Here is a 23458-nt window from a genome sequence, read left to right on the forward strand (position 1 = left end):
TTGCGACCTTGAGGCCCCGCCATGAACCTGCGTTTTGTTGAAGCTTTCTATTGGGTTGCCTCGCTCAAAAGTATCTCGCGCGCCGCGGAGAAGCTCTACCTGACGCAGTCTGCCATGTCCAGCCGGATCGCCACACTGGAAGAAGAGCTGGGCATCCTGCTGCTGGACCGGCGCGACAAGCAGTTCAAGCTCACCGTCGCGGGCGCGCGTTTCCTGGTCTATGCGCAAAAGCTGCTGGAGCTGCAGCGCGAGGTCAAACACGAGATGGGTTCGGGTGCGGCCATGGCGGTATCGATGCGCATAGGCGCCATCGAATCGGTGTTGCACTCCTGGCTGATTCCCTGGCTCGAAAAGCTCCGCGTAGACCACCCCGGGCTGGAGCTGGAGCTGACGGTGGAAACCACGCCCATCCTGATGGACCAGGTGCAGCGCGGCACGCTGGACCTGGTCTTCGCCGCGTTGCCCGCTTCGGCGGACGGTGTGCGCAACCAGGCTTTGCCGCCCATGGATATGGCTTTTGTGGGAAATCCGGCGCTGCATAAAAAAAGAAATTACCGGCTGGATGAACTCGCGGAAATGGAATTGCTGACGTTCCAGAAAGGCTCGCAGCCGCACGTCACGCTGGTCGACCTGTTCAAGCAGAACCGCATGGAGCCCAAAAAGGTGCATGCCATTTCATCCATTTCCGCGATGGTCCAGCTGGTGCAGGGCGGCTTTGGCGTGGCCCTTCTGCCGCGCATCGCAGTGCAGCGCCTGACGGGGTTCGCCAGCCTGAAATTGCTCACCTGCGACACCCGTGTGAAGTCGTTGCCGATCCACGCGAGCTACCGCACCGACCCGACTTCATCGGTGGTCGAGACAGTGGTCAGGTCGGCCGTGCAGTTTGCCGCGGAGAGCACGGGAGCCGGCACCAAAACGGGTCGCAAGCCGGCGGCCAGGGTTGCAAAAACAGGCAAAAAAGGTGCGTCAGGGTAAATACCAATCATCGAAAAAATCGATGACGTAAGCAAAAAATTACTTGTTTGATTTCGTCATTTGCTAATCGCACACTTCGTCACATGTCATCCAACCGTCATGTTTTTACGAGGAGTGCGTCATGAAGAAATCTTGGTGGGCCAAAGTGGCCGCAGTGTTGTTGTCAACCGGCATGGCCTTTGGCGTGCATGCACAGCAAGAGATAAAAATCGGTGTGCTTTATCCGCTCACCGGGCCGGCCGCCTCCGTGGGTGCCGAGCTGCGCAGTGCGCTGGAACTCGCCGCCGACATCATCAATAACGGTGCGCCCGGTGTTTCCGAGCTGCCGCTGTCTGCCGGCAAGGGCTTGCCCAACCTCAAGGGCGCAAAAATCAAGCTGGTGTTTGCCGACCACCAGGCCAACCCGCAGACTGGCGCTACGGAAGCCGAGCGCCTGATCACGCAGGAAAAAGTCGTGGCACTCGTGGGCGCCTATAACAGCGCCGTCACCGCCACGGCCAGCCAGATCGCCGAGCGCGCCGGCATCCCTTTCCTGAACCCTGAATCGTCGTCGGCATCGCTCACGCAGCGCAACTTCAAGTGGTTCTTTCGCACCACGCCGCATGACGACCTGTTTGTGCACAACGCCTTTGATTTCCTGAAAGAACTCGAAGCCAAAAAAGGCATCAAGGCGGGCGTGGTCGCCAGCCTCAACGAAAACGGCTTGTGGGGTACGGAAACCACCAAGCTGCAGACCAAACTCGCGCCCGAGTTCAAGCAGAACCTGGTCAAGCAGGTGATGTACCCGGCCAAGACCACGCAGCTGACTTCGGAAGTGCAGACGCTCAAGGCCGCCAATCCCAACCTGGTGCTGCAGTCGTCCTACACGGCCGATGCCATCCTGTCGATCAAGACCTACAAGGAACTCGGCTTTTCGCCGGACATGATCCTGGCGAACAACGCGGGCTTCACCGATACCGATTTCATCAGGACACTCGGCAAGGACGCCGACTACATCATCACGCGTGAAGTCTGGGCGCTGGACCTGGCCAACCGCAATCCTCTGATCAAGCAGGTCAACGACCTGTTCAACAGTCGCTACAAGATCAACTTCACCGGCAATTCCTCGCGCACTTTCACCGGCCTGATGGTGATGGCGGACGCCATCAACCGCGCCGGTTCCACCGAACCCGAAGCCATCCGCAAGGCGCTGGCCGCCACCGACATGCCCGGCAGCAAGCTGATCATGCCGTGGAAGGGTGTGAAGTTCGATGCGACCGGCCAGAACACCCTGGGCCAGGGCATCCTGGTGCAGATCATCGGCGGCAAATACAACACGGTCTGGCCGTTCGACATGGCCTCGCGTGAAGTGACCTGGCCCATGCCCAAGTGGGACCAGCGCAAATAAGCCGCGAGTTTTGACCTGAAAGCCAAGAGACAACCATGACTACGGAAATATTGCTTCAGACGCTGGCCTCCGGCGTGCTGATCGGGCTGATTTACGCGCTGGTGGCTATCGGCCTGACCATGATTTTCGGCGTCATGGACATCGTGAACTTCGCGCACGGGGAATTCCTCATGCTGGGCATGTACTCGGCCTTCTGGCTGTTTTCCCTGTATGCGCTGGACCCCATGCTCACCTTGCCGCTGACAGTGATCATGCTGTTCGGCTTCGGCGTGCTGCTGTACAAACTGGTGATCGTGCGCATCATCAACGCGCCCATGCTGTCGCAGATCTTCACGACCTTCGGCATCATGATCCTGCTGCGCGGCGTGGCCCAGTTCCTCTGGAAACCGGATTTCCGCTCCATCGAGAATTCGGCGGTCAGCGGAACGGTCAAGCTGTTGGGCGTGCAACTGGGCAAGCCGCAGCTGGTCGCCGGTGTAGGGGCCGTCGTGGTCACCGGCCTGATTTACTTCTTCCTGAACAAGACCCGGCTCGGTGCGGCGCTGGAAGCCACCGCCTCTGACAAGGAAGCGGCCCGTCTCATGGGCATTGATTCGCACAAGATGTTCTCGCTAGCCTGGGGCATAGGCGCGGCCTGCGCCGGCGCAGCCGGGGTGCTGCTGTCAACCTTCTTCCCGATTTTTCCGGACGTTGGCGCTAGCTTCATCCTGCTGGCTTTTGTGGTGGTCAACCTGGGCGGCTTCGGCAGCGTCTCGGGCGCCTTCTGGGCCGGCATCCTGGTCGGCGTGATCGAGGTCATGGGCGGCCTGCTGCTCGGACCGCAGTACAAGACGGCCATCGTGCTCGTGCTGTTCCTCGGCGTGCTGATGTTCCGCCCGCAGGGTTTGATGGGCAAGGCATGATCATGAAGCAACTCTTTTTTGTTATCGCCGCTCTGGCGCTTGCCTTGGCCGTCCCCGCGGTCACGGATGCCTCGCACCTGAACATGGCGATCCTCATCCTCATGGCGGCCCAGGTGGGTGTAGCCTGGAACATCGTGGGTGGCTATGCGGGACAGGTGTCCCTCGGCCATGCGGCTTTCTACGGACTTGGCGCCTATGTCTCAACACTGCTGCTGATCAAGTTCGGCATCAATCCCTGGATAGGCGTGCTCGCCGGCGGTTTGGTGGCAGCCTTGCTCAGCCTGGGGTTTGGCTGGTCCTGCTTCCGGCTCAAGGGCCACTACTTTGCGATGGCCACCATCGCGGTGGCCGAACTGGTGCAGATTTTCTTCACTGAGTGGGATTACGGCGGTGCGGCGGTCGGGCTTTACGTGCCGATGGACAAACAAGGCTGGCTCTGGCTGAACTTCGCTACCAAATTGCCGTACTACTGGCTGGCACTGGGACTGCTGATCATCACCTTGGGCGCGAACTGGTGGATAGAGCGCAGCTACCTCGGCTACTACTTCAGGGCCATCAAGGATGAACCCGACGCGGCCCGCAGCATCGGCGTGAACATCGCCCGCTACAAGCAGGTGGCACTGTCGGTCAGTGCTTTCCTCACGGCAGTCGGCGGCAGCTTGTACGCACAGAAAGAGCTTTATATCGATCCGAATTCGGTGCTCTCGACGGCGCTCTCCATCAAGATGGCGCTGGTATCCATTCTTGGAGGTGTGGGCACCTTGTTCGGTCCGGTTGTGGGTGCCGTGGTGCTGACCAGCATCGAGGAATTCACGCGCATTGCCTTCGGCGGTACGGGCCGCGGCACTGACGTCATCATTTATGCGAGCCTCATCATCGTGATCGCGGTCTTTTATCCCACGGGCCTCATTGGCTGGCTGCGCAGCTTCCGGGAGCGCCGCGAGGCACGCGCCGATGCATCGCGGCAGATGGCGGTGCCCACCGCCACCGTGCAGAACGCCGGCGAGGAGGCCGTATGAAGTTGCTGGAAGTCAAACAGGTCAGCAAGCGTTTCGGCGGGCTGGTCGCCAACCAGGATGTGTCCTTTAGCGTGGACACCGGACAGGTGGTGGGCCTGATCGGCCCCAACGGCGCCGGCAAGACCACCATGTTCAATTGCGTGGCGGGGTTTTTCGCTCCCACATCGGGCAGCATCATGCTGGGCGGCCGCGACATCGCAGGACTGCCGCCTGAAACATGCGCCCGTGCCGGTGTGGCACGGACTTTTCAGATTGCGCGCACCTTCACCAGCATGACGGCCTGCGAGAACGTGATGACCGCGGCCATGCTGCTGCAGCACAACGTTGCGAAGGCACGCCAGGCTGCCATGGACTGGCTGGCTTTTGCCGGGCTTGAACGCTTTGCCGACCGGCCTGCCGCCAGCATGACCATCAGCGAGCAGCGGCGCCTGGCCGTGGCGCGTGCGCTGGCCATACAGCCGCGCATCCTGCTGATGGATGAAGTGATGGCGGGTCTCAACCCGTCGGAAGTTCGCGAAGCGGTCGACGTCGTTCTCAAGATCCGGGACAAGGGCATTGCGTGCCTGATCGTCGAGCATGTGCTGGAAGGCATCATGCCGATCGCCGACAAGATCGTCGTGCTGGACCGCGGCGTGAAGATCGCCGAAGGCACGCCGCAGCAGGTGTCGAACGACGCTGCCGTGATTACCGCCTACCTCGGGGACTGAAGATGCTTGAAATCAAAAACCTCAAGGTCTGCTACGACGACGTGCTGGCCATCTCCGACGTCAGCCTCCAGGTCGAGCCCGGCAAGATCGTCGCGCTGGTAGGCGGCAACGGCAACGGCAAGTCCACCACCTTGCGCGCCGTGGCAGGCCTCAATGCCGCCGCAGCGGGCAGTATTACCTTCAACGGTGAGCCGGTTCACCGCATGCCGGCGCACAAACGCGTCCCGTTAGGTCTGTCGCTGGTGCCGGAAGGCCGGCGCCTGTTTCCCCGGCTGACAGTGCTTCGCAACCTGGAGCTCGGTGCCTTTACGCGCACGGACAAGCACGAGGTGGCGCGGGGCATTGAAGAGATGCTGCAGCTGTTCCCCATCCTCAAGGAGCGCGCCACACAACTGGCCGGTACCATGAGTGGGGGCGAGCAGCAAATGCTGGCCATCGCCCGCGGGCTGATGGCCCGGCCCAAGCTGCTGATGCTGGATGAGCCTTCGTGGGGCATCGCGCCCAAGTTTGTGACCAAGGTGCTGGAGGTTATCCAGCAGGTCAATGCCACAGGTGTCTCGATATTGCTGGTGGAACAGAACCTGCAAAAGGCCTTGGGCATCGCGCATTACGGCTATGTCATCCAGACTGGCCGTATCGTGATGCAGGGCAAGGGTCATGAGCTCCTCAATGATGACCGGATCAAAAAGGCCTACCTGGGCCTTTGACGGAAAAGCCGCTGTATCACCCTATTTTTTCCAATCAAGCTTTACCCTGCCATGAACAAGATTTTTGATCGTCCCGCCGACCTCCGGATGGCCAGCCGTTGCGGCGAGTTTGCCCTGCCCACCGCGGGACACGCGAACGGCCATATCCAGGCCAACCTCATGATCGTCCCCCAGGCCCAGGCCTTTGACTTCCTGTTGTTCTGCCAGCGCAATCCCAAGCCCTGCCCATTGGTGGAGGTTCTGAAGCCGGGCGCCACGGAGCCTTTGTGTGCACCGGGGGCGGACATCACGACCGACATTCCGGGCTATCGCGTTTACCGTGACGGCGAGTTTGTTGAAGAGCGCGATGAGATCCGGTCGATCTGGAAGGACGACTATGTGGCCTTCCTGATCGGCTGCAGTTTTTCTTTCGAGGCCGCGGTCACCCAGGCCGGCATTCCCCTGAGGCATGTCGAGCAGGGCCGCAATGTCTCGATGTTCCGTACCAGTCTCCAGTGCCAGCCCGCTGGTGTGTTCAGCGGTGAAATGGTCGTCACCATGCGGCCCATCAAGAGCCGCGATGTGGCAAAGGTGGTGGAGATTTCTGGCCGGTTTGACGTTGCGCATGGTGCGCCCGTTCACATCGGCAATCCGGAGGCGATCGGCATCACCGACCTGTCGCGACCGGATTACGGCGATGCAGTCGACATCAAGGATGATGAAATCCCGGTGTTTTGGGGTTGCGGCGTCACGCCGCAATGGGTTGCCCAGAAGAGCCGACTGTCGATGTGCATCACCCATGCGCCGGGCAAGATGTTTGTGACGGACCTGAAAGGGTGAGTTCCATGCACCCGCCGCCGGGCTAATTCTCAACTCCCAAGGAGTTCCCATGAAAGCAGTTTTAATAGCCGTGCTCGTCACGGCGGGGGCAGCGCACGCCCAGACAACCTGGAAGCTGGCCACGGGCTACCGGGCAGAGTCCTTCCATACGCAGAACCTCCTGCAATTTGGGCGCGATGTGGATCTGGCCACGCGCGGACAGCTGGTCATACAGGTGTACCCCAACAACACCCTGGCCAAGCTGGCGGACATCAGCGCGGCCGTGCAGCAGGGAAAGGCCGAAGCGGGCGAGACCATCCTGGCGAGCATGGTCAAGGAAATTCCGCTGGCTGGCGCGGACTCCATTCCCTTCGTCGTGGCCTCCTACAAGGACGCACAACGCCTCTGGAAACTACAGCGGCCAGGCCTTGAAAAGCATTTCACCGAGCATGGCATGAAGCTCCTGTACGCAGTGCCGTGGCCGCCGCAAGGCCTGCATTCGAACAAGCCGGTGCGGGGCCCGACGGATTTTCGGGGCACCCAGATGCGCACCTACAACCAGACCACCATGCGCATCGCCGAAATGCTGGGTGCCAAGCCGGTGGATGTGGCCATGGTCGATGTGGGCAAGGCATTGGCCGAAGGCCGGATGGACAACATGATCACGTCGGCGCTGACCGGCGTGGAGAACAAGGTTTGGGGCCCGATCAAGTATTACTACGAGATCAATGCCTGGTTCCCCAAAAACGCGGTGTTTGTGAACAGCAAGGTCTTTGATGCACTGAAGCCCGAGGCGCGCGCTGCCGTGCTCAAGGCGGCAGGCGAGGCGGAAGTCCGCGGCTGGCAGGCCAGCCAGGCGCTGGCGACCAGCGCGACCGAGGAATTGCGCGCCAACGGCGTGAAGATAGAACGCATTCCCCCCGAACTGGACACTGAGATCAAGCGCATGGGCGAGAAGTTCTCGCGCGAGTGGATACGATCGGTGGGCAATGAAGCCAATGATATTTTCGTGCCGTACTACATGCCGCAATAAGCACAGGCTTCGAATCGCATGAAAACTCCTTCTGCATCCATCGCCGCCTACCTTCATGCCAAGGATGGCAACCGGCCTCACCTGCTGGCGCAAGCCTTTACGGACGATGCCCTGCTGCAGGTCACCGTCCACACCGGCGCGATCTCGTTTCCTCCGGTGTCACGGGGAAGGGACGCCATCGGCGAGGTGCTGGTGCGCCGTTTTGGCCAGTCCTACGAGAATGTCTACACCTTCTGCCTGAGCTCGCCGCCGGAGGCCGACGCGCAGGTGTTTTGCTGTGACTGGCTGGTTGCCATGACGGAAAAGGACAGCCGCGCCGTGCGGGTCGGGTGTGGTCGCTACGATTGGTGTTTTTCGCCGCCTTCATGTCTGGCGGAAAGCCTTTCAATCACCATCGCGAGCATGCAGACCCTGCCGGCCTCGCACACTGACGAGGTCATGGATTGGGTCGCCGGTCTTCCCTATCCCTGGTGCCCGGCTTCAACGGCCCTGCGGGGCGCGCCGGACATCCAGCACCTGGCGCCGGTACTTGGGTACATTGGCAGGGCGCAGATGGCCAATTTTCCGGACAAGAGATCCCGGCCGGCAACGCCTCACAGCGTCGTGCCAAGCCAGGTCTGACAGCAGCAAGATCAATAAGATCCATAGAGATCAGCAAAGAACACGTTAACTCTGAAATCAAAAAAATTATGCAAGACACCACTTCAAAACCGGGCGGCGACCGTTGGCAATTCTGGATAGACCGCGGCGGCACCTTCACGGACATCGTGGCCAAGAAGCCCAATGGTTCGCTGGTCACGCACAAGCTGCTGTCGGAAAATCCGGAGCAGTACCGCGATGCGGCGGTAGCCGGCATCCGCCACCTGCTGGGCCTGAAAGCGGGCGAGCCGATACGCGCCGACGTGGTGGACTGCGTGAAGATGGGAACGACCGTGGCGACCAATGCGTTGCTGGAGCGCAAGGGTGAGCCGACCTTGCTGGTGACCACGCGCGGCTTTCGGGATGCCCTGCGCATTGCCTACCAGAACCGCCCCCGTCTGTTTGACCGCCACATCGTGCTGCCCGAGTTGCTTTACAGCGCGGTGGTGGAGGCCCAGGAGCGTGTGGGCGCGCAAGGCGAGGTGCTTCAGGCGCTCGACGAAGTGCTATTAAAAAAGGAGCTGCTTGCGCAGTACCAGAAAGGGCTGCGAAGCCTTGCAATTGTTTTTATGCATGGTTACCGGTTCACGGAGCATGAAAAGGCCGCCAAGCGCATCGCGACCGAGGTGGGTTTTACCCAGATCAGCACCTCGCATGAAACCAGCCCGATGATGAAGTTTGTGAGCCGCGGCGACACCACGGTGGTGGACGCCTACCTCTCCCCCATCCTGCGACGTTATGTGGAACAGGTCGCCAGTGAGATGCCGGGGGTACGGCTCTTTTTCATGCAGTCTTCCGGTGGGTTGACCGATGCGCATGTATTTCAGGGCAAGGACGCCATCCTGAGCGGCCCGGCGGGCGGCATTGTGGGCATGGCCCGCACGGCCGCAATCGCCGGCCATGCCAAGGTCATAGGCTTTGACATGGGCGGCACCTCGACGGACGTGTCGCATTACGCCGGGGAGTTCGAGCGCGAATTCGAAACCCAGGTCGCCGGTGTGCGCATGCGGGCACCCATGATGAGTATCCACACCGTGGCGGCGGGCGGCGGCTCCATCCTCAAATTTGACGGCGAGCGCTTCCGGGTTGGTCCACAGAGCGCAGGCGCCAACCCAGGCCCCGCCAGTTACCGGCGCGGTGGCCGCCTGGCGGTGACCGATGCCAACGTGATGGTCGGCAAGGTGCAGCCGCGCTACTTTCCGAAGGTATTTGGTCCCAATGCCGATGAGCCGTTGAGTTACGAGGCGGTAGAGGCCCAGTTCAACGAACTGGCCGGGCAGACCGGGCGCAGTGCCGAGGTGGTGGCTGAAGGCTTCATCAACATCGCGGTCCAGCAGATGGCCAACGCCATCAAGAAAATTTCAGTGGCACGCGGCTATGACGTGACACGCTACACGCTGCAATGCTTTGGCGGTGCGGGCGGGCAGCACGCCTGCCTGGTGGCCGATGCGCTGGGCATGACCAAGGTGTTTGTGCACCCGCTGGCGGGGGTGCTGAGCGCTTATGGCATGGGCCTGGCCGACCAGAATGTGATTCGTGAGCAGGCGGTGGAGCTCAAGCTCTCGGCCGCCGTGCTTCCGGAAATTGCCGACAAGCTCAACGCGCTCGCTGCGACGGCAGAGGCCGAGCTGCAGCGCCAGCAGGTCAGCACCGGCAGCATCACCACGCATCACCGCGTGCATGTGCGTTATGAAGGCAGTGACTCCGCGCTCATCGTGCCCTTCGGTACGCTGGACGAGATCGAGTCCGGGTTCGAAGCCGCTTACCGCCAGCGCTTTGCCTTCCTGATGCAGGGCAAGGGCCTGGTGGTTGAGGCCGTGTCGGTAGAGTCCGTGGTGGCAGGCGACGCGCCTGCCGAGCCGCGCCACACCACGCATGAGCCGCGCGAAGTACCTCGCCGCGAAACCGTGCGCATGTACTCCGGCGGCCAGTGGCATGACGCCGCGCTGGTGGTGCGTGAAGATCTGCGGCCGGGCGACATCATCTCGGGGCCGGCCATCATTGCCGAGAAGAACGCCACCACGGTCGTGGAACCGGGTTGGGAAGCCGCGCTGACGGCGCTGGACCACCTGGTGCTGGACCGCCGGGCCGAACGCGCCGTGAAGTTTGCGGCGGGCACCACGGTAGACCCTGTGCTGCTGGAGGTCTTCAACAACCTCTTCATGAACATTGCCGAGCAGATGGGCCTGCAGCTGCAGAACACCGCTTACTCCGTCAACATCAAGGAGCGCCTGGACTTCAGCTGTGCACTGTTTGACACCGAAGGCAACCTGATCGCCAATGCGCCGCATATGCCGGTGCACCTGGGTTCCATGGGCGAAAGCATCAAGACGGTGATTCGCGAGAACGCCGGAAAGATGCAGCCTGGTGATGTGTATGTGCTGAACGACCCCTACCATGGCGGCACGCATCTGCCCGACATCACCGTCATTACGCCGGTCTACCTTGGTGCGGCGACACAGCCGACGTTTTATGTCGGTTCGCGCGGACACCATGCCGACATCGGCGGCACCACGCCGGGCTCCATGCCGCCGTTCTCGACATTGATTGAAGAAGAGGGCGTGCAGATCAACAACGTCAAGCTGGTAGAGCGCGGTGTGCTGCGCGAGGCGGAAATGATTGCGCTGCTCAAAAGCGGCAAATACCCCAGCCGTAACCCGCAGCAGAACATGGCCGACCTGAAAGCGCAGATCGCCGCCAATGAAAAGGGCGTGCAGGAGCTGCGCAAGATGGTGGACACCTTCAGCCTGGAGGTGGTGCTGGCTTATATGCGCCACGTGCAGGACAACGCCGAGGAGTCGGTGCGCCGCGTGATCACGCGCCTCAAAAATGGCGAGTTCACCTTGCCGCTGGACAACGGCGCCCAAATCAAGGTGTCCATCCGTGTTGACGTCAAAGGACGCAGCGCCGAGATCGACTTCACCGGCACATCGCCGCAGCAGACCAATAACTTCAACGCGCCGACGGCGGTGTGCATGGCCGCAGTGTTGTATGTGTTCCGCACCCTGGTTGACGACGACATCCCGCTGAACGCGGGCTGCCTGAAGCCGCTCAAGGTCATCATCCCGCCGGGCTCCATGCTTAACCCGAACCCGCCGGCTTCGGTGGTGGCGGGTAATGTGGAAACCTCCACCTGCATCACCAATGCGCTTTATGGCGCGCTGGGTGTAATGGCCGCCGGCCAGTGCACGATGAACAACTTCACGTTCGGCAATGCACGCCACCAGTACTACGAAACCATTTCGGGTGGTTCGGGTGCCGGCGGAAAGCTGGATGATGCGGGCAAGCTGGTGTCGGGTTTTGACGGCACCTCTGTAGTGCAGGCACATATGACCAATTCGCGGCTGACCGACCCGGAGGTGCTGGAATTCCGCTTCCCGGTGCGGCTGGAAAGTTATGAGATTCGCCAGGGCTCTGGTGGTGCGGGCCGATGGCAGGGCGGCAATGGCGGGGTGCGCCGTGTGCGCTTCCTGGAAGCCATGACGGCCAGCATCCTGTCAAACGGGCGCAAACACGGCGCCTTCGGCATGGCCGGGGGCCAGGCCGGGCAGGTCGGGCAAAACGTTGTGGTCCGGGCGCAAGGCCAGATCGAAACACTGGGCCATATCGGCCAGGCCGAGATGCAGCCCGGTGATATTTTTGAAATCCATACGCCGGGCGGCGGTGGCTTCGGGAAAGCTTGATGCCAATCACGGGCCGGTGTATGCCGGCCTGCTTCCCAAGCGGAGCGACCGCGCAGCTGTGACGGGTGGGTAAAGCGCCTGCCCGTTCACGCGTGCGCCTGATCGTCATTCGCAAAGTCATCTGCTCAGCCGCCCGTAACACTTGGGGCTGGCTTTAGTACCTGCAAACGGCTCGACGCTGTGCATCGCGGACGCGCCGTAAACCGGACCTCCCTCCCGTTTAGCACTATCTTTTTTTGCACGGCAACGATCGGCCATCGCCAGGACAGTGGAAAATCTGCAGTGGAGCCAGCGCACCTTGTGACGGGGGCAGGCAGGCTTTTAGGGGTGCGGAATGCCGTAATTTCATATGAAATCCGGCCCTGGGCCAATCAGCACGAGCGCGGGAAGCTATCAATTCAGGAGCATGTATGACCGGTGCATTTTCCGACAACTACCGACTTCTGGCCCAGTACAACCGCTGGATCAATGAACGGCTGTATGGCGCGTGTGAAACCCTGTCAGATGAGGAGCGCAAGCGTGACCGTGGTGCCTTTTTCGGCTCGATCCATCACACGCTGGGCCATCTTGTCCTGGCCGACCAGGTCTGGCTCAGGCGCTTTGCGCAGTGCGGTAATGAGAACGGAATCCATTTCACGTCGCTGGGCGCTGAAGTGCTGGACATGCCGCAGGCCTACACGCTGGACATGGTGCTCTACGAAGACTGGGCCGGACTGAAAGCCAAACGGCAGCAGCTCGATGGCGCCATCGAGCAGTGGGCTGCCGACATGCCTGAGGCTTACCCGGCCATGACCATGCGGTACGCCAACTCGAAAGGGGTGCAGCGCGAGCACGTGGTCTGGAAGGCCCTCACGCATTTTTTCAATCACCAGACACACCATAGAGGGCAAGTGACGACACTGGTCACGCAGGCTGGGGCAGCGGTGGGCGTGACGGACCTGATTGCGCTGGTGTAGAGGTCTTTAAGGTGCTATGAAATAGATAGCTGCTTGCGCTCGCCCCTAAAGGGCTGGAGGCAAAAGTTGGCAATAAAAAACCCGCTCCAGGCGGGTTTTTTTATGGATGCGGGCCAATTACTTCTTGGCAGCGCTTGCAGCAGGCTTGGCCGCTTCAACCTTGACTTCGGTTTTGGTTTCTTTTTTGGTGTCCTTCTTGGCGTCTTTTTTGGACGTTACCGCCTCTTTGGCATCTTTGGCCGATTCCACCACGGCGTCTTTGGTCGCGATAGCCGCACCCTTGACTGCATCCTTGGTGGCGATGGCTGCGTCTTTGGCCTTTTCGGTGACCGGCTTGTCGGCCTTCTTGCTGGTTTTGGCGTCCGCTTTGGCTTCGGCCTTGGTTTTTGCCTTCGCATCTGYGGCGGCCGGGCCGGTATAGGCGGCACCGCCAACGGTCAGCCCTGCGGCGGAGAACTCGGCTGCGCGTTTTTCTCCCACGCCTTTGACGCGGGTGATGAAGTCATCCCAGTTTTTGAACTCGCTTTTCTTGCGCTCGGAGATGATCAGCTTGGAGGTGACGGGGCCGATGTGTTTGATGCCGTCGAGTTCGGCCTCTGTGGCTTTGTTGACGTCGACCGCAGCAAAGGCTGCAACGAGAGACATGGCGGCGAAAAACGCCAGTACTTTCTTGAACATGGAAATCTCCTCAGTGGTGAGTGGCGAAGCGCGTTATGCATCCTGTGAATAAGAATGCTGTGTTTATAACGGCCCGGTTTCACACGGGGTTGACCTGCCTGATGCGATTGGGTTGGGGAACCCCAAGCCTCAGCGATTCTTGCCCAGCCACTGCATGTAAGCAGTTACACCCGCTTTCACATCAGCAAACACATGGTCACACCCAGCGGCACGCAGGGCGCCGAGGTCGGCCTGCGTGTAGCTTTGATATTTACCCACCAAGGCTGGCGGGAAGGTGATGTAGTCGATGAGCCCGCCGCGCACGGCATCTTCCAGGCTCAGCGCCGCAGCATCCTGCCCTTTGCGCAAGGTGTTCACGACGGCGAGCGCGACATCGTTGAAGGGCTGGGCCTTTCCGGTGCCAAGATTGAAAATGCCGGATTGTTCTGGATGGTCAAAAAACCAGAGGTTCACGGCCACCACATCGTCGATGAAGACGAAGTCGCGCATCTGGCCGCCGGCGCCGTAGCCGCCGTATTCGCCAAACAGCTTGACCTTGCCTTCGGCCTGGAACTGGTTGAACTGGTGAAAGGCCACGCTGGCCATACGGCCCTTGTGCTGTTCGTGGGGGCCGTAGACATTGAAGTAGCGAAAGCCCGCAACCTGGGTGGCTGCGCCTTCAAACCGGTTGCCGAGTTCACGCCGCAGGCGCTGGTCAAAGAGCAGCTTGGAGTAGCCGTAGACGTTGAGTGGTCGTTCGAATTCGGGCGATTCCCTGAACGTGTCGGATCCGCCGTAGGTGGCGGCCGACGAGGCATACAGCAGGCGTGTTCCCTGGTCCTGGCAGGCATGAAACAACTCGCACGAAAGCGTGTAGTTGTTGTCCATCATGTACTTGCCATCGGGCTCCATCGTGTCGCTGCAGGCGCCTTCGTGGAACACTGTCTCGACCTGACCATAAGCGCCTTCGGCAAAGAGGTCGTAGAAGTCGTCGGCATCCACGTAGTCGGCGATCTGCAGGCCGGCCAGGTTGCGAAATTTGTCGCCTTCGGTCAGGTCGTCGACCGCGATGATGTCGTCGATGCCGCGGGCATTGAGGCCCTTGATGATATTGCTGCCGATAAAACCCGCAGCACCCGTGACTACTACTTTCATGATGATTCCTTTAACCTGAGGCGCAATTTAATGCGCGGCAAACAGTTCGTCGTAACTGACCGTTGCGGTACCGAACTTGCCGACCACAATGCCGCCGGCACGGTTGGCGATGGGCACCGCATCACGAAGGCTCATGCCCGTGGCCGCCATGGCAGCCAGTGTGGCGATCACCGTATCGCCGGCGCCGGTGACGTCGAACACCTCACGTGCCACGGCCGGTACATTCAGCTCACCCTGGGCGTCAAACAGGGTCATGCCTTCTTCGCTACGTGTCAGCAGCAGGGCATCAAGATTGAGTGCGGTGCGCAGGTTGTGGGCTTTGGTGCGCAGCTCGGCTTCGTCGCTCCAGGTGCCGATCACGTGCTCGAGCTCGGCGCGATTCGGCGTAATGATGCTGGCGTTTTTGTAGCGTGCGTAGTCCGCCCCCTTGGGGTCGACCAGCACCACCTTGCCGGCAGCGCGCGCCTGGGCGATCATCAGCACGATATGCGCGAGGCCACCCTTGCCGTAGTCGGAAAAAAGCACGGCGTCGTGCTGCGTGTGCAGTTTTTCAAAGGTGGCGGACTGGGAGGCGAGCACCTCGTTTTCCGGCGTGTTCTCGAAGTCGAGCCGGATCAGCTGCTGCTGGCGGCCAATGACGCGCAGCTTGACCGTTGTTTTGAGCCGTGCATCGCGGCCGAAGTAAGGGGCGATGCCGGTTTTTTCGACCAGCGCCTCCAATTGGTGGCTGGCCTCATCATCGCCCACCACGGTCAGCAGCGAGGCTTGCGCGCCCAGCGTGACGATGTTGTAGGCCACGTTGGCCGCGGCGCCTATGCGTTCCTCGGTGCGCGTGACACGTACCACGGGCACCGGGGCCTCAGGCGAGATGCGGTCTACCGCGCCGTACCAGTACCGGTCGAGCATGGCATCGCCCACCACGAGGACACGGGCTTTGGCGATTCGTTCAGCGGATAGTGTGAGAGTAGTGGTCATGTCTGTCTGTATTCAAACCAGAACAGCGTGGAACCGGCTTCGCCGGGCCACAGCTGTTGCCCCCTGCAAGGGGGGAGGAGGCGAAGCCTCCACGGGGGTGTTCATAATTCTTCTATTCGGCGGGTCGGGTAGCTGTCCCAGGCCTGGCAGCCAGGGCAGTGCCAGAAGTGCTGCGTGGCTTCAAAGCCGCACGCGGCACAACGATAGCGCATCAACGGCTTGGTTGCCTGACCCAGCGAGCGCTGCACCAGTGCGTGATGATGCGCATCCTGGAGTTGTTCCCCTTCTATCCACTTGCCGGCGGCCACCAGGGACGCCTGGCGTTCCATATGCCTGGCATACCACTGGCGTGCCGACGCAGGGTCTTTTTCCAGTTTGACGATGGCTTCAACCACGTCAATGGACGGCGTGTTGGCGTAACTGGTCTTCAGCAACTCCAGTGCGGCGGCTTCCTGGCCGCTTGCCTGGGCGATATTGGCAAGCAGGCCGGCGGCAAGTGGCAGGCCTTGCGGTGCCAGGTCTTCCAGCTTCTGCAATGTGCGCAAGGCATCCTGGGACTTGCCGAGCTGGTGCTGCAGTTTGGCCAGGTCAATCAGTGGGCGGGCCGACACCGGGGCCATGGCGACAGCCTGCTGCAATGTCTCCAGGGCCTGGCTTGTGTCGCCTGCCGCTGCGGACGCAATGGCCTGCTCGCAAAGGTAATGCGCCTGCCGGGCACTGAAGCTGCCATGGCTGGAGGTACCCAGCCTGGCGGCGATTTCGGTTGCGTTAGGCCAATCCCGCGAGCGTTCATAAATGGACAGCAACGCAAGCCGGGCCTCTTCCTCGAACGGCGTTCCCTCCAGTTTGCGCAGCGCGATTTCGGCACGGTCGAGCAGGCCGGCTTTGAGGAAATCCAGGGCCAGTGCATGCTGGGCGCGGTCGCGCTCCGGTTGCGTCAGGTCGCCGCGCGACATCAGGTGTTCGTGCACCCGCACGGCGCGCTCGTATTCGCCGCGGCGGCGGAACAGGTTACCCAGGGCGAAGTGAAGCTCGGACGTGTCGGGGTCGTTCTGTACGGCTTCGATAAAGGCGTCAATGGCCTGGTCCTGCTGCTCATTGAGCAGAAAATTCAGGCCTTTGAAGTAGGCTTTGGGCGCCTGGCGGTTTTCGATGCGCAGTTGCCGCAAATCCAGTCGCGAAGCCAGCCAGCCTAAGGTAAAGGCGATCGGAAACCCGAGCAGGACCCAGGTGAAATCAAATTCCATGGTGGAGGGTGGAGGGGTCTTCGGTCACGGTATGGGGGCCCATGGTGGAGGAGGCATATTTCGCCGATCTGCGCTTTTTCCACCAGCGCGGCATCATGACAAGAATACCGAGCGCCAGCCCGCAGGCGAAGACACTCAGGACAACCAGCACCAGAGGTGCTCGCCACATCGTGCCAAAGAAAAAATTCACCGAAACCGTTTGCTGGTTATTCAGTGCAAAAGCAAACAGCGTAAAAAAAATGGCTGCCTTGAGCAGCCACATGAGGTATTTCACTTGGTCGTCCCCCGTGGTGGTCTCGCGATTGTAGCCAGACCACCGGGGGAAAACAGCAAGACCTTACTTCGGATCCGTGACCGCCAGGAGCTCCTGGGTACGGGCATCCACTGCTTCCCGCAACGCCTTGCCCGGCTTGAAATGGGGCACCCGTTTTTCAGGGATGGCCACGCTTTCACCGGAACGCGGATTGCGGCCCATGCGAGGCGGGCGGCGGTTGATGGAAAAACTGCCAAATCCCCTGATTTCAATGCGGTGGCCGCGCACCAGGGCGTCGCTCATGGCATCAAGAATCGTCTTGACGGCATATTCGGCGTCGCGGTGCGTCAGCTGGCTGAATCGGGCTGCCAGTTCTTCGACAAGATCGCTTCGGGTCATGGATAAAGTAGCTGTACAGCGATGCAATCCGCCAGGGGCGCATCACACCGCTGCACGGTCGCCTTACTTTTCGTTGTTGTCCAGCTTGGCGCGCAACAGGGCGCCAAGGTTGGTCAGGCCAGCGCTTTCACGCGAAGACTGCTGGCTCAGGGTTGCCATGGCTTCTTGCTGGTCAGCGTTGTCCTTGGCTTTGACCGACAGCTGGATGTTGCGGGTCTTGCGATCCACATTCACCACGACTGCGGACACTTCGTCGCCTTCTTTCAGCACGTTGCGCGCATCTTCGACGCGGTCACGGCTGATTTCGCTGGCGCGGAGGTAGCCGATGATGTCTTCGCCGAGATCGATTTCAGCGCCCTTGGCATCAACAGTCTTGACCTTGCCGGTCACAATCGCGCCCTTGTCGTTGATCGACACGAACGTGGTGAACGGATCGGAATCCAGCTGCTTGATACCCAGGGAGATGCGCTCGCGGTCGACGTCGACTGCCAGAACGATCGCTTCGACTTCCTGGCCCTTTTTGTAGTTGCGAACGGCGGCTTCGCCGGGTTCGTTCCACGAGAGGTCGGACAGGTGCACGAGGCCGTCGATGCCGGCAGCCAGGCCCACAAAGACGCCGAAGTCGGTGATCGACTTGATGGGGCCCTTGACGCGGTCGCCGCGCTTGGTTTCCTGTGCGAACTCTTGCCATGGGTTGGCCTTGCACTGCTTCATGCCCAGGCTGATCCGGCGCTTGTCTTCGTCGATCTCGAGGACCATGACTTCGACTTCGTCGCCCAGCGCCACGAGCTTGCTCGGTGCCACATTCTTGTTGGTCCAGTCCATTTCGGACACGTGGACCAGGCCTTCGATACCTGGCTCGAGTTCAACAAATGCACCGTAGTCGGCGATGTTGGTGATCTTGCCGAACAGGCGCGTGCCTTGTGGATAGCGGCGGTTCACGCCCATCCATGGGTCGTCGCCCATCTGTTTCAGACCCAGCGAGACACGGTTCTTTTCGGTGTCGAACTTCAGGATCTTGGCCACAATTTCCTGGCCAGCCGTCACCACTTCGCTTGGGTGACGCACGCGGCGCCATGCCATGTCGGTGATGTGCAGCAGGCCGTCAATGCCGCCCAGGTCAACGAACGCGCCGTATTCGGTGATGTTCTTGACGACGCCCTTGACGGAGGAGCCTTCCTTCAGGGTTTCCATCAGCTTGGCGCGTTCTTCGCCCATGCTGGCTTCGACCACGGCACGGCGTGACAACACGACGTTGTTGCGCTTGCGGTCCAGCTTGATGACCTTGAATTCCATGGTCTTGTTCTCGTACGGAGACAAGTCCTTGATGGGGCGGGTGTCGATGAGCGAGCCGGGCAGGAAGGCGCGGATGCCGTTGACGAGGACGGTGAGACCGCCCTTGACCTTGCCGCTGGTCTGGCCGGTGACGAATTCGCCGGACTCCAGGGCTTTTTCCAGGCTCATCCACGAGGCCAGGCGCTTGGCCTTGTCGCGGGACAGCAGGGTGTCGCCATAGCCGTTTTCGACGGAGTCGATGGCCACGGAGACAAAGTCGCCGACCTGGACTTCGAGTTCGCCCTGGTCGTTTTTGAATTCTTCGAGCGGCACATAGGCCTCGGACTTCAGTCCGGCGTTGACGACGACGTGGTTGTGGTCGATGCGAACGACTTCAGCGGTGATGACTTCACCGGTGCGCATTTCAGAGCGCTGGAGCGATTCGTTAAATAGATCGGCAAAAGATTCAGACATGATTTTCCTCATCCACACAACAGGGTTCCAATAGCGGAATTGCTATTGTTTTTATAGCTGCTTGCGGCGGTTGCTTGCGGCCAGACGTTGAATAAGGCTGCGGGTTACGTTAATGAACCTGCTGACCAAGCGCAGGGTGCGCGTCGGGGGTCAGAAGGGCCGGGTGCCTTGCCACCAGTCAATCACCTGATCAACCGATTTTTCAATCGACAGATAGGAATTGTCCAGGGGACGGGCGTCATCAGCAGGCTTCAAAGGGGCGGCTTTTCGCGATGAATCGCGGGCGTCACGTGCCTCTAAATCTTGCTGAATCTCGCTGATTATAGCTGAATTTCCCTTTGAAATCAACTGCTTATGCCGTCGTTCAGCGCGGTGCCGGGCGCTGGCCGTCAGGTAGATTTTGAGCGGTGCATCGGGAAAAATGACGGTTCCCATGTCCCGCCCGTCTGCTACCAGCCCGGGCAACTGCCGGAAACTGTGTTGCAGGGTCAGCAGCGCAGCGCGAACCTGGGGATGGGCCGAGACCCGGGAAGCGGCCATTCCGGCAGCTTCGGAGCGGATGGCTTCTGACACATCTTCCGCCCCGAGGAAAATCCGGTCGCCCTGAAAGCGAACCGGCATGGTGCGGGCGATTTGCGCAACAGCCGCCCCGTCGTCGAGCGAAACGTCGGCACGCAAGGCGGCAAATGCGCTCAAGCGATACAGGGCGCCGGAGTCAAGATAGTGGTAGCCGAGCCGTTGGGCCGTCAGAGCTGCCAGGGTACCCTTGCCCGAGGCAGTGGGGCCATCGACGCAAATCACCGGAATATGGTTGACATCTGCTCTGGCCACCGTGAACAGGGCCTCGAAGTAGTCCGGAAATGTTTTGCCGACACATTTGGGGTCAAGAATCCGGATGGGCAACCGGGCCGGATTGAAAGCGGCCAGCGAAAAACACATGGCTACGCGGTGATCGTCATAGGTGTGAATGGGCGCGGTTTTCCATTCGCCGGGCCGGGGCGGCGTAATTTTGAGATAGTCCGCCCCTTCCTCCACCGTGGCGCCGAGCTTTTGCAACTCGCAGGCCATCGCGGCGATGCGGTCGGTTTCCTTGACGCGCCAGCTGGCGATGTTGCGCAAGGTGGTGCATCCCTCGGCATACAGCGCCATCACGGCCAGCGTCATCGCGGCATCGGGAATATGGTTGCAGTCCAGATCAATCGCCTTGAGCGGCCAAGCACCGCGCGAGATGCGCAATGAATTGGGCGTGCTGTCGATTTGCGCGCCCATCATTCGTGCGGCCTCCACGAAACGAATGTCGCCCTGGATGGAGTCGGCCCCGACCCCCAAAACTTCTATGCCATTTTGGCCTGCAGAGCCCGATGCTATTGCGCCAAGCGCTATGAAATAGCTAGCAGAGGAAGCGTCGCCTTCAACATGGATTTCTCCGGGCGACTGGTAGCGGCTGCCGGCGGGGATGATGAACTGCTCCCAGCCTTTACGCTGCACGTCAATGCCGAAACGTTCGAGCAGCTTGAGCGTGATTTCAATGTAAGGCCGTGAAATCAGCTCCCCCACGACCTCAATGCAGATGTCGTCGACAGCCACAATGGGCAGAGCCATCAGCAGGGCGGTCAGGAACTGACTGGAAACATCTCCGCGCACCCGGATGGGCTCTTTCAGGTTCAATTGGCCGGAACGCAGGCGCAGGGGCGGAAAACCTTCATTTCCCAGGTAGTCGATGGAGCAGCCCAGCTGCCGGAGGGCATCAACCAGGTCCCCGATAGGCCTTTCGTGCATACGGGCCACGCCCGACAGCTCAAATTCTCCGCCCAGCAAGGCCAGAGCGGCCGTCAATGGACGCATGGCAGTACCGGCATTGCCCAGAAACAGCTTGACCGGTGTGTGAACGTTGCGGCCGCCAAGGCCGGTGATCATCGCGGTGCTGCCCTCTTGTTTTACTTCGCAGCCAAGCAGCCTGAGCGCCGTCAGCATCACGGCGGTGTCGTCAGACGCCAGGAGATCGTGAACTGTGGTTTCCCCGTGACTCAGGGCGGCCAGCAACAAGACGCGATTGGAAATGCTTTTGGATCCGGGCAGGCGGACAGTGCCTCCCGCTCCACTGAGGGGCGGAATGTCCAGGAACTCGATGTCGAACATGAATCGCAGGTTTATTTATGCGATTTTTGAGAAGAGATGCGCCAGTTGGCGCGCGTCTCGCTGGCTTGCTCAATGAGCGCTTCCAGGCCGTCGCCGTTGCTGCTCGAAATGAGTACTTCGAGGGACTGCAGGGTCTGCTGAAAGATCTTGGACTGCGCCAGCAACTCTTCGCGGTTGGCAATCAGGATGTCGCGCCACATTTTCGGATCGCTGGCAGCGATGCGTGTGAAGTCGCGAAAGCCGGGCCCGGCCAGGGACATGTAGTCCTTCCCGTGCTCCTGTCCGGTAATGCCGTTGATCAGTGCAAAGGCGATCAGGTGGGGCAGATGGCTGACTGCGGCGTACGCAGCGTCATGTGCCTGCGGCGACATCTTGAGGACATGGCAGCCCATGGCGGTCCATACGTCGGTGGCTTTTTGCAGCTGGACCGTGAAAGTCCGCTCTATGGGGGTCAGGATGACCTGCTTTCCGTTGTAGAGGTCGACATCGGCGTGTTCGACACCCGACACCTCTTTGCCGGTAATGGGATGGCAGGGAACGAAAGAGCCGACGTTACCCTGCAGGACCCGCCGTGCGGCATCGACCACGTCGCGCTTGGTGGAGCCGACATCCATGATCAGGGTGTTTGGGCCAACAAGATGCCGGATCGCCTTGAAGGTGGCTTCGGTTGCAGAAACCGGCACCGCCAGCAGGACAATGTCAGCTCCGGAGACCGCCAGCAGGGCGGAAGGTGCCTCTACGTCAATGACACCCATCTGGCGTGCGCGCTCGGTCGTCGAAGGCGACTTGCTGTAGCCCACCACGCGTTTGACCAGACCGGCGCGCTTGAGAGCCAGCGCAAAAGAACCGCCCATCAGGCCGCATCCAATGAGACCTAATTGTTCAAACATGTCGTGGTACCAGGAGTTTTGTGAGTTCGTGCATTAATCGCTGACAGGATAGGTTCCGAGAACCTTGTAAAAGGCGCACATTTGTTGCAGGTCAGCCAGTGCCGCCTTGACGTGGTCCTGCGACGGATGGCCTTGCAAATCGATATAAAAATAATATTCCCACTGGCCGGAGCGTGCCGGGCGCGATTCAAAGCGGGTCATGGAGACGCCGTGAGATTTCAACGGCATCAGGATGTCATGGACGGCGCCGGGGCGGTTGGGTACGGAGACCACCAGGCTGACACAGTCTTTGCCGGAGAGGGGCGGGGAGGGTAGTGTTTGCGGCAGGCACACTACGGCAAAGCGCGTGCGGTTAAACGCGTCGTCCTGAATGGCGTGGGCGGCCGTATACAGGCCAAACTGGGTGGCGGCCCGATCACTGGCAATGCCGGCCCATGCAGGGTTGGTGGAGGCAAGGCGTGCACCTTCCGCATTGCTGGAGGCTGCCCGGCGCTCCACATTGGGCAGGTGCGTGGTCAACCAGCCCTGGCATTGGGCCAGGGCCTGGGGGTGTGCATACACGGCTTCGATACCTTCCAGGGACTCGGAAAGCCGCAGGAGGTTGTGGCGCACCATCAGGCTGATCTCGCCAACGATGTGCAGGGGAGAGTTCAGGAACAGGTCGAGAGATCGGGACACGACGCCCTCGGTCGAGTTTTCGACCGGCACAACCCCGTAGCTGGCGCTGCCGGCAGCCGTTGCACGAAAAACCTCGTCGATGCTGACACAGGGAACATGCTCGATGCTGGCGCCAAAAAACTGCAGCGCTGCCTGCTCGCTGAAAGTGCCGGCGGGACCGAGGTATGCCACACGCACCGGAGATTCCAGTGCCAGGCAAGCCGACATGATTTCACGCCATACGGCAGCAACATGTTCGTTTTTGAGCGGCCCTTGATTGGCTTGCTGGATCTGCTCAATAACCTGGGCGACGCGGTCCGGGCGGAAGAAGGGCGTACCCTCGCGCTTCTTGACTTCGCCGACCTGCTCCGCGACTTGGGCGCGGCGATTCAGCAGGGCGAGCAGTTCTCGGTCCAGTGCATCAATCTGTACGCGTAAATCTGCAAGATGGGTGGTCATGTCAGAGACCACCCGGCCATGCGGCGGGCGCTGCAGACCTGCCGGAAAGGCGAACCATAATGAGGGCGAAAA

General features: G+C 60.7%; 21 protein-coding genes. 11 read left to right on the forward strand and 10 right to left on the reverse strand.

Annotated elements, in window-relative coordinates:
* The first annotated feature begins 21 nt into the window (after positions 1–21).
* The 11 genes from AC1DY9_RS01275 (at position 22) to AC1DY9_RS01325 (ending at position 12806) form a co-directional block, all read left to right on the forward strand.
* Entirely contained in the window at positions 22–975 is a 954-nt protein-coding gene (locus AC1DY9_RS01275; RefSeq protein ID WP_457280038.1) for a LysR family transcriptional regulator, read from the forward strand.
* A gap of 121 nt (positions 976–1096) precedes the next feature.
* Positions 1097–2362 carry an ABC transporter substrate-binding protein gene (locus AC1DY9_RS01280; protein ID WP_457280039.1) on the forward strand — a complete coding sequence of 422 codons (1266 nt, stop codon included), beginning with the start codon at positions 1097–1099 and terminating at the stop codon, positions 2360–2362.
* A 35-nt stretch (positions 2363–2397) separates the two neighbouring features.
* Positions 2398–3264, forward strand: a complete 867-nt coding sequence (locus AC1DY9_RS01285; RefSeq protein WP_457280040.1) for a branched-chain amino acid ABC transporter permease — start codon at positions 2398–2400, stop codon at positions 3262–3264.
* Positions 3265–3266: 2 nt separating this feature from the next.
* Positions 3267–4283 carry a branched-chain amino acid ABC transporter permease gene (locus AC1DY9_RS01290; RefSeq protein ID WP_477665613.1) on the forward strand — a complete coding sequence of 339 codons (1017 nt, stop codon included), beginning with the start codon at positions 3267–3269 and terminating at the stop codon, positions 4281–4283.
* Positions 4280–4990: an ABC transporter ATP-binding protein gene (locus tag AC1DY9_RS01295; RefSeq protein ID WP_457280042.1), complete on the forward strand. Its 711-nt coding sequence runs from the start codon at positions 4280–4282 to the stop codon at positions 4988–4990. Before AC1DY9_RS01290 ends, AC1DY9_RS01295 begins: the two co-directional genes overlap by 4 nt.
* A gap of 2 nt (positions 4991–4992) precedes the next feature.
* Complete coding sequence (locus tag AC1DY9_RS01300; RefSeq protein ID WP_477665614.1) at positions 4993–5697, forward strand: ABC transporter ATP-binding protein; 705 nt, start codon at positions 4993–4995, stop codon at positions 5695–5697.
* Positions 5698–5748: 51 nt separating this feature from the next.
* The gene (locus AC1DY9_RS01305) at positions 5749–6516 is read left to right on the forward strand and encodes a putative hydro-lyase (protein ID WP_457280044.1); all 768 of its coding nucleotides are present in this window, start codon (positions 5749–5751) and stop codon (positions 6514–6516) included.
* A gap of 49 nt (positions 6517–6565) precedes the next feature.
* Positions 6566–7528, forward strand: coding sequence for a TRAP transporter substrate-binding protein (locus AC1DY9_RS01310; RefSeq protein WP_457280045.1), 963 nt, complete (start codon positions 6566–6568; stop codon positions 7526–7528).
* Between the two features lie 18 nt (positions 7529–7546).
* Positions 7547–8149 (forward strand): nuclear transport factor 2 family protein, encoded by a 603-nt coding sequence (locus AC1DY9_RS01315; protein WP_457280046.1) that lies wholly within the window; start codon positions 7547–7549, stop codon positions 8147–8149.
* A 68-nt stretch (positions 8150–8217) separates the two neighbouring features.
* Positions 8218–11850 carry a hydantoinase B/oxoprolinase family protein gene (locus AC1DY9_RS01320; RefSeq protein WP_477665615.1) on the forward strand — a complete coding sequence of 1211 codons (3633 nt, stop codon included), beginning with the start codon at positions 8218–8220 and terminating at the stop codon, positions 11848–11850.
* Positions 11851–12260: 410 nt separating this feature from the next.
* Positions 12261–12806, forward strand: a complete 546-nt coding sequence (locus AC1DY9_RS01325) for a DinB family protein (RefSeq protein ID WP_477665616.1) — start codon at positions 12261–12263, stop codon at positions 12804–12806.
* A gap of 117 nt (positions 12807–12923) precedes the next feature.
* Here the strand turns inward: AC1DY9_RS01325 and AC1DY9_RS01330 are convergent, their stop codons facing one another.
* The 10 genes from AC1DY9_RS01330 to pheA form a co-directional block, all read right to left on the reverse strand.
* Positions 12924–13484 carry a ComEA family DNA-binding protein gene (locus AC1DY9_RS01330; RefSeq protein ID WP_477665617.1) on the reverse strand — a complete coding sequence of 187 codons (561 nt, stop codon included), beginning with the start codon at positions 13482–13484 and terminating at the stop codon, positions 12924–12926.
* A gap of 129 nt (positions 13485–13613) precedes the next feature.
* The gene (gene rfaD / locus AC1DY9_RS01335; RefSeq protein WP_457280050.1) at positions 13614–14618 is read right to left on the reverse strand and encodes an ADP-glyceromanno-heptose 6-epimerase; all 1005 of its coding nucleotides are present in this window, start codon (positions 14616–14618) and stop codon (positions 13614–13616) included.
* A gap of 27 nt (positions 14619–14645) precedes the next feature.
* Complete coding sequence (gene rfaE1 / locus AC1DY9_RS01340; RefSeq protein ID WP_477665618.1) at positions 14646–15593, reverse strand: D-glycero-beta-D-manno-heptose-7-phosphate kinase; 948 nt, start codon at positions 15591–15593, stop codon at positions 14646–14648.
* A gap of 101 nt (positions 15594–15694) precedes the next feature.
* Positions 15695–16840 carry a lipopolysaccharide assembly protein LapB gene (lapB, locus tag AC1DY9_RS01345; RefSeq protein WP_477665619.1) on the reverse strand — a complete coding sequence of 382 codons (1146 nt, stop codon included), beginning with the start codon at positions 16838–16840 and terminating at the stop codon, positions 15695–15697.
* On the reverse strand, positions 16830–17114 hold the full coding sequence (locus AC1DY9_RS01350; protein ID WP_457280053.1) for a LapA family protein: 285 nt from the start codon (positions 17112–17114) through the stop codon (positions 16830–16832). The genes lapB and AC1DY9_RS01350 overlap by 11 nt, the downstream gene beginning before the upstream one ends.
* A gap of 63 nt (positions 17115–17177) precedes the next feature.
* Positions 17178–17492 (reverse strand): integration host factor subunit beta, encoded by a 315-nt coding sequence (locus AC1DY9_RS01355; protein ID WP_348043247.1) that lies wholly within the window; start codon positions 17490–17492, stop codon positions 17178–17180.
* Between the two features lie 63 nt (positions 17493–17555).
* On the reverse strand, positions 17556–19241 hold the full coding sequence (gene rpsA / locus AC1DY9_RS01360; RefSeq protein WP_457280054.1) for a 30S ribosomal protein S1: 1686 nt from the start codon (positions 19239–19241) through the stop codon (positions 17556–17558).
* Positions 19242–19391: 150 nt separating this feature from the next.
* Positions 19392–21380: a bifunctional 3-phosphoshikimate 1-carboxyvinyltransferase/cytidylate kinase gene (locus AC1DY9_RS01365; protein WP_457280055.1), complete on the reverse strand. Its 1989-nt coding sequence runs from the start codon at positions 21378–21380 to the stop codon at positions 19392–19394.
* Between the two features lie 11 nt (positions 21381–21391).
* Complete coding sequence (locus tag AC1DY9_RS01370; RefSeq protein ID WP_457280056.1) at positions 21392–22270, reverse strand: prephenate dehydrogenase; 879 nt, start codon at positions 22268–22270, stop codon at positions 21392–21394.
* A 33-nt stretch (positions 22271–22303) separates the two neighbouring features.
* The gene (gene pheA, locus AC1DY9_RS01375) at positions 22304–23386 is read right to left on the reverse strand and encodes a prephenate dehydratase (protein ID WP_477665620.1); all 1083 of its coding nucleotides are present in this window, start codon (positions 23384–23386) and stop codon (positions 22304–22306) included.
* Between the last annotated feature and the right edge of the window lie 72 nt (positions 23387–23458).

It is taken from the genome of Polaromonas sp. P1_F6, from assembly GCF_056405695.1.

Excerpts from the sequence above, each read along its gene's own strand:
- AC1DY9_RS01355 (WP_348043247.1), bottom strand. The coding sequence starts at position 17,492 with ATGACCCGAAGCGATCTTGTCGAAGAACTGGCAGCCCGATTCAGCCAG.
- AC1DY9_RS01370 (WP_457280056.1), bottom strand. The coding sequence starts at position 22,270 with ATGTTTGAACAATTAGGTCTCATTGGATGCGGCCTGATGGGCGGTTCT.
- rfaE1 (WP_477665618.1), bottom strand. The coding sequence starts at position 15,593 with ATGACCACTACTCTCACACTATCCGCTGAACGAATCGCCAAAGCCCGT.
- AC1DY9_RS01320 (WP_477665615.1), top strand. The coding sequence starts at position 8,218 with ATGCAAGACACCACTTCAAAACCGGGCGGCGACCGTTGGCAATTCTGG.
- AC1DY9_RS01315 (WP_457280046.1), top strand. The coding sequence starts at position 7,547 with ATGAAAACTCCTTCTGCATCCATCGCCGCCTACCTTCATGCCAAGGAT.
- AC1DY9_RS01325 (WP_477665616.1), top strand. The coding sequence starts at position 12,261 with ATGACCGGTGCATTTTCCGACAACTACCGACTTCTGGCCCAGTACAAC.
- rpsA (WP_457280054.1), bottom strand. The coding sequence starts at position 19,241 with ATGTCTGAATCTTTTGCCGATCTATTTAACGAATCGCTCCAGCGCTCT.
- AC1DY9_RS01280 (WP_457280039.1), top strand. The coding sequence starts at position 1,097 with ATGAAGAAATCTTGGTGGGCCAAAGTGGCCGCAGTGTTGTTGTCAACC.
- AC1DY9_RS01300 (WP_477665614.1), top strand. The coding sequence starts at position 4,993 with ATGCTTGAAATCAAAAACCTCAAGGTCTGCTACGACGACGTGCTGGCC.
- rfaD (WP_457280050.1), bottom strand. The coding sequence starts at position 14,618 with ATGAAAGTAGTAGTCACGGGTGCTGCGGGTTTTATCGGCAGCAATATC.
- AC1DY9_RS01365 (WP_457280055.1), bottom strand. The coding sequence starts at position 21,380 with ATGTTCGACATCGAGTTCCTGGACATTCCGCCCCTCAGTGGAGCGGGA.
- AC1DY9_RS01310 (WP_457280045.1), top strand. The coding sequence starts at position 6,566 with ATGAAAGCAGTTTTAATAGCCGTGCTCGTCACGGCGGGGGCAGCGCAC.
- AC1DY9_RS01290 (WP_477665613.1), top strand. The coding sequence starts at position 3,267 with ATGAAGCAACTCTTTTTTGTTATCGCCGCTCTGGCGCTTGCCTTGGCC.
- lapB (WP_477665619.1), bottom strand. The coding sequence starts at position 16,840 with ATGGAATTTGATTTCACCTGGGTCCTGCTCGGGTTTCCGATCGCCTTT.
- AC1DY9_RS01305 (WP_457280044.1), top strand. The coding sequence starts at position 5,749 with ATGAACAAGATTTTTGATCGTCCCGCCGACCTCCGGATGGCCAGCCGT.
- pheA (WP_477665620.1), bottom strand. The coding sequence starts at position 23,386 with ATGACCACCCATCTTGCAGATTTACGCGTACAGATTGATGCACTGGAC.
- AC1DY9_RS01295 (WP_457280042.1), top strand. The coding sequence starts at position 4,280 with ATGAAGTTGCTGGAAGTCAAACAGGTCAGCAAGCGTTTCGGCGGGCTG.
- AC1DY9_RS01275 (WP_457280038.1), top strand. The coding sequence starts at position 22 with ATGAACCTGCGTTTTGTTGAAGCTTTCTATTGGGTTGCCTCGCTCAAA.
- AC1DY9_RS01285 (WP_457280040.1), top strand. The coding sequence starts at position 2,398 with ATGACTACGGAAATATTGCTTCAGACGCTGGCCTCCGGCGTGCTGATC.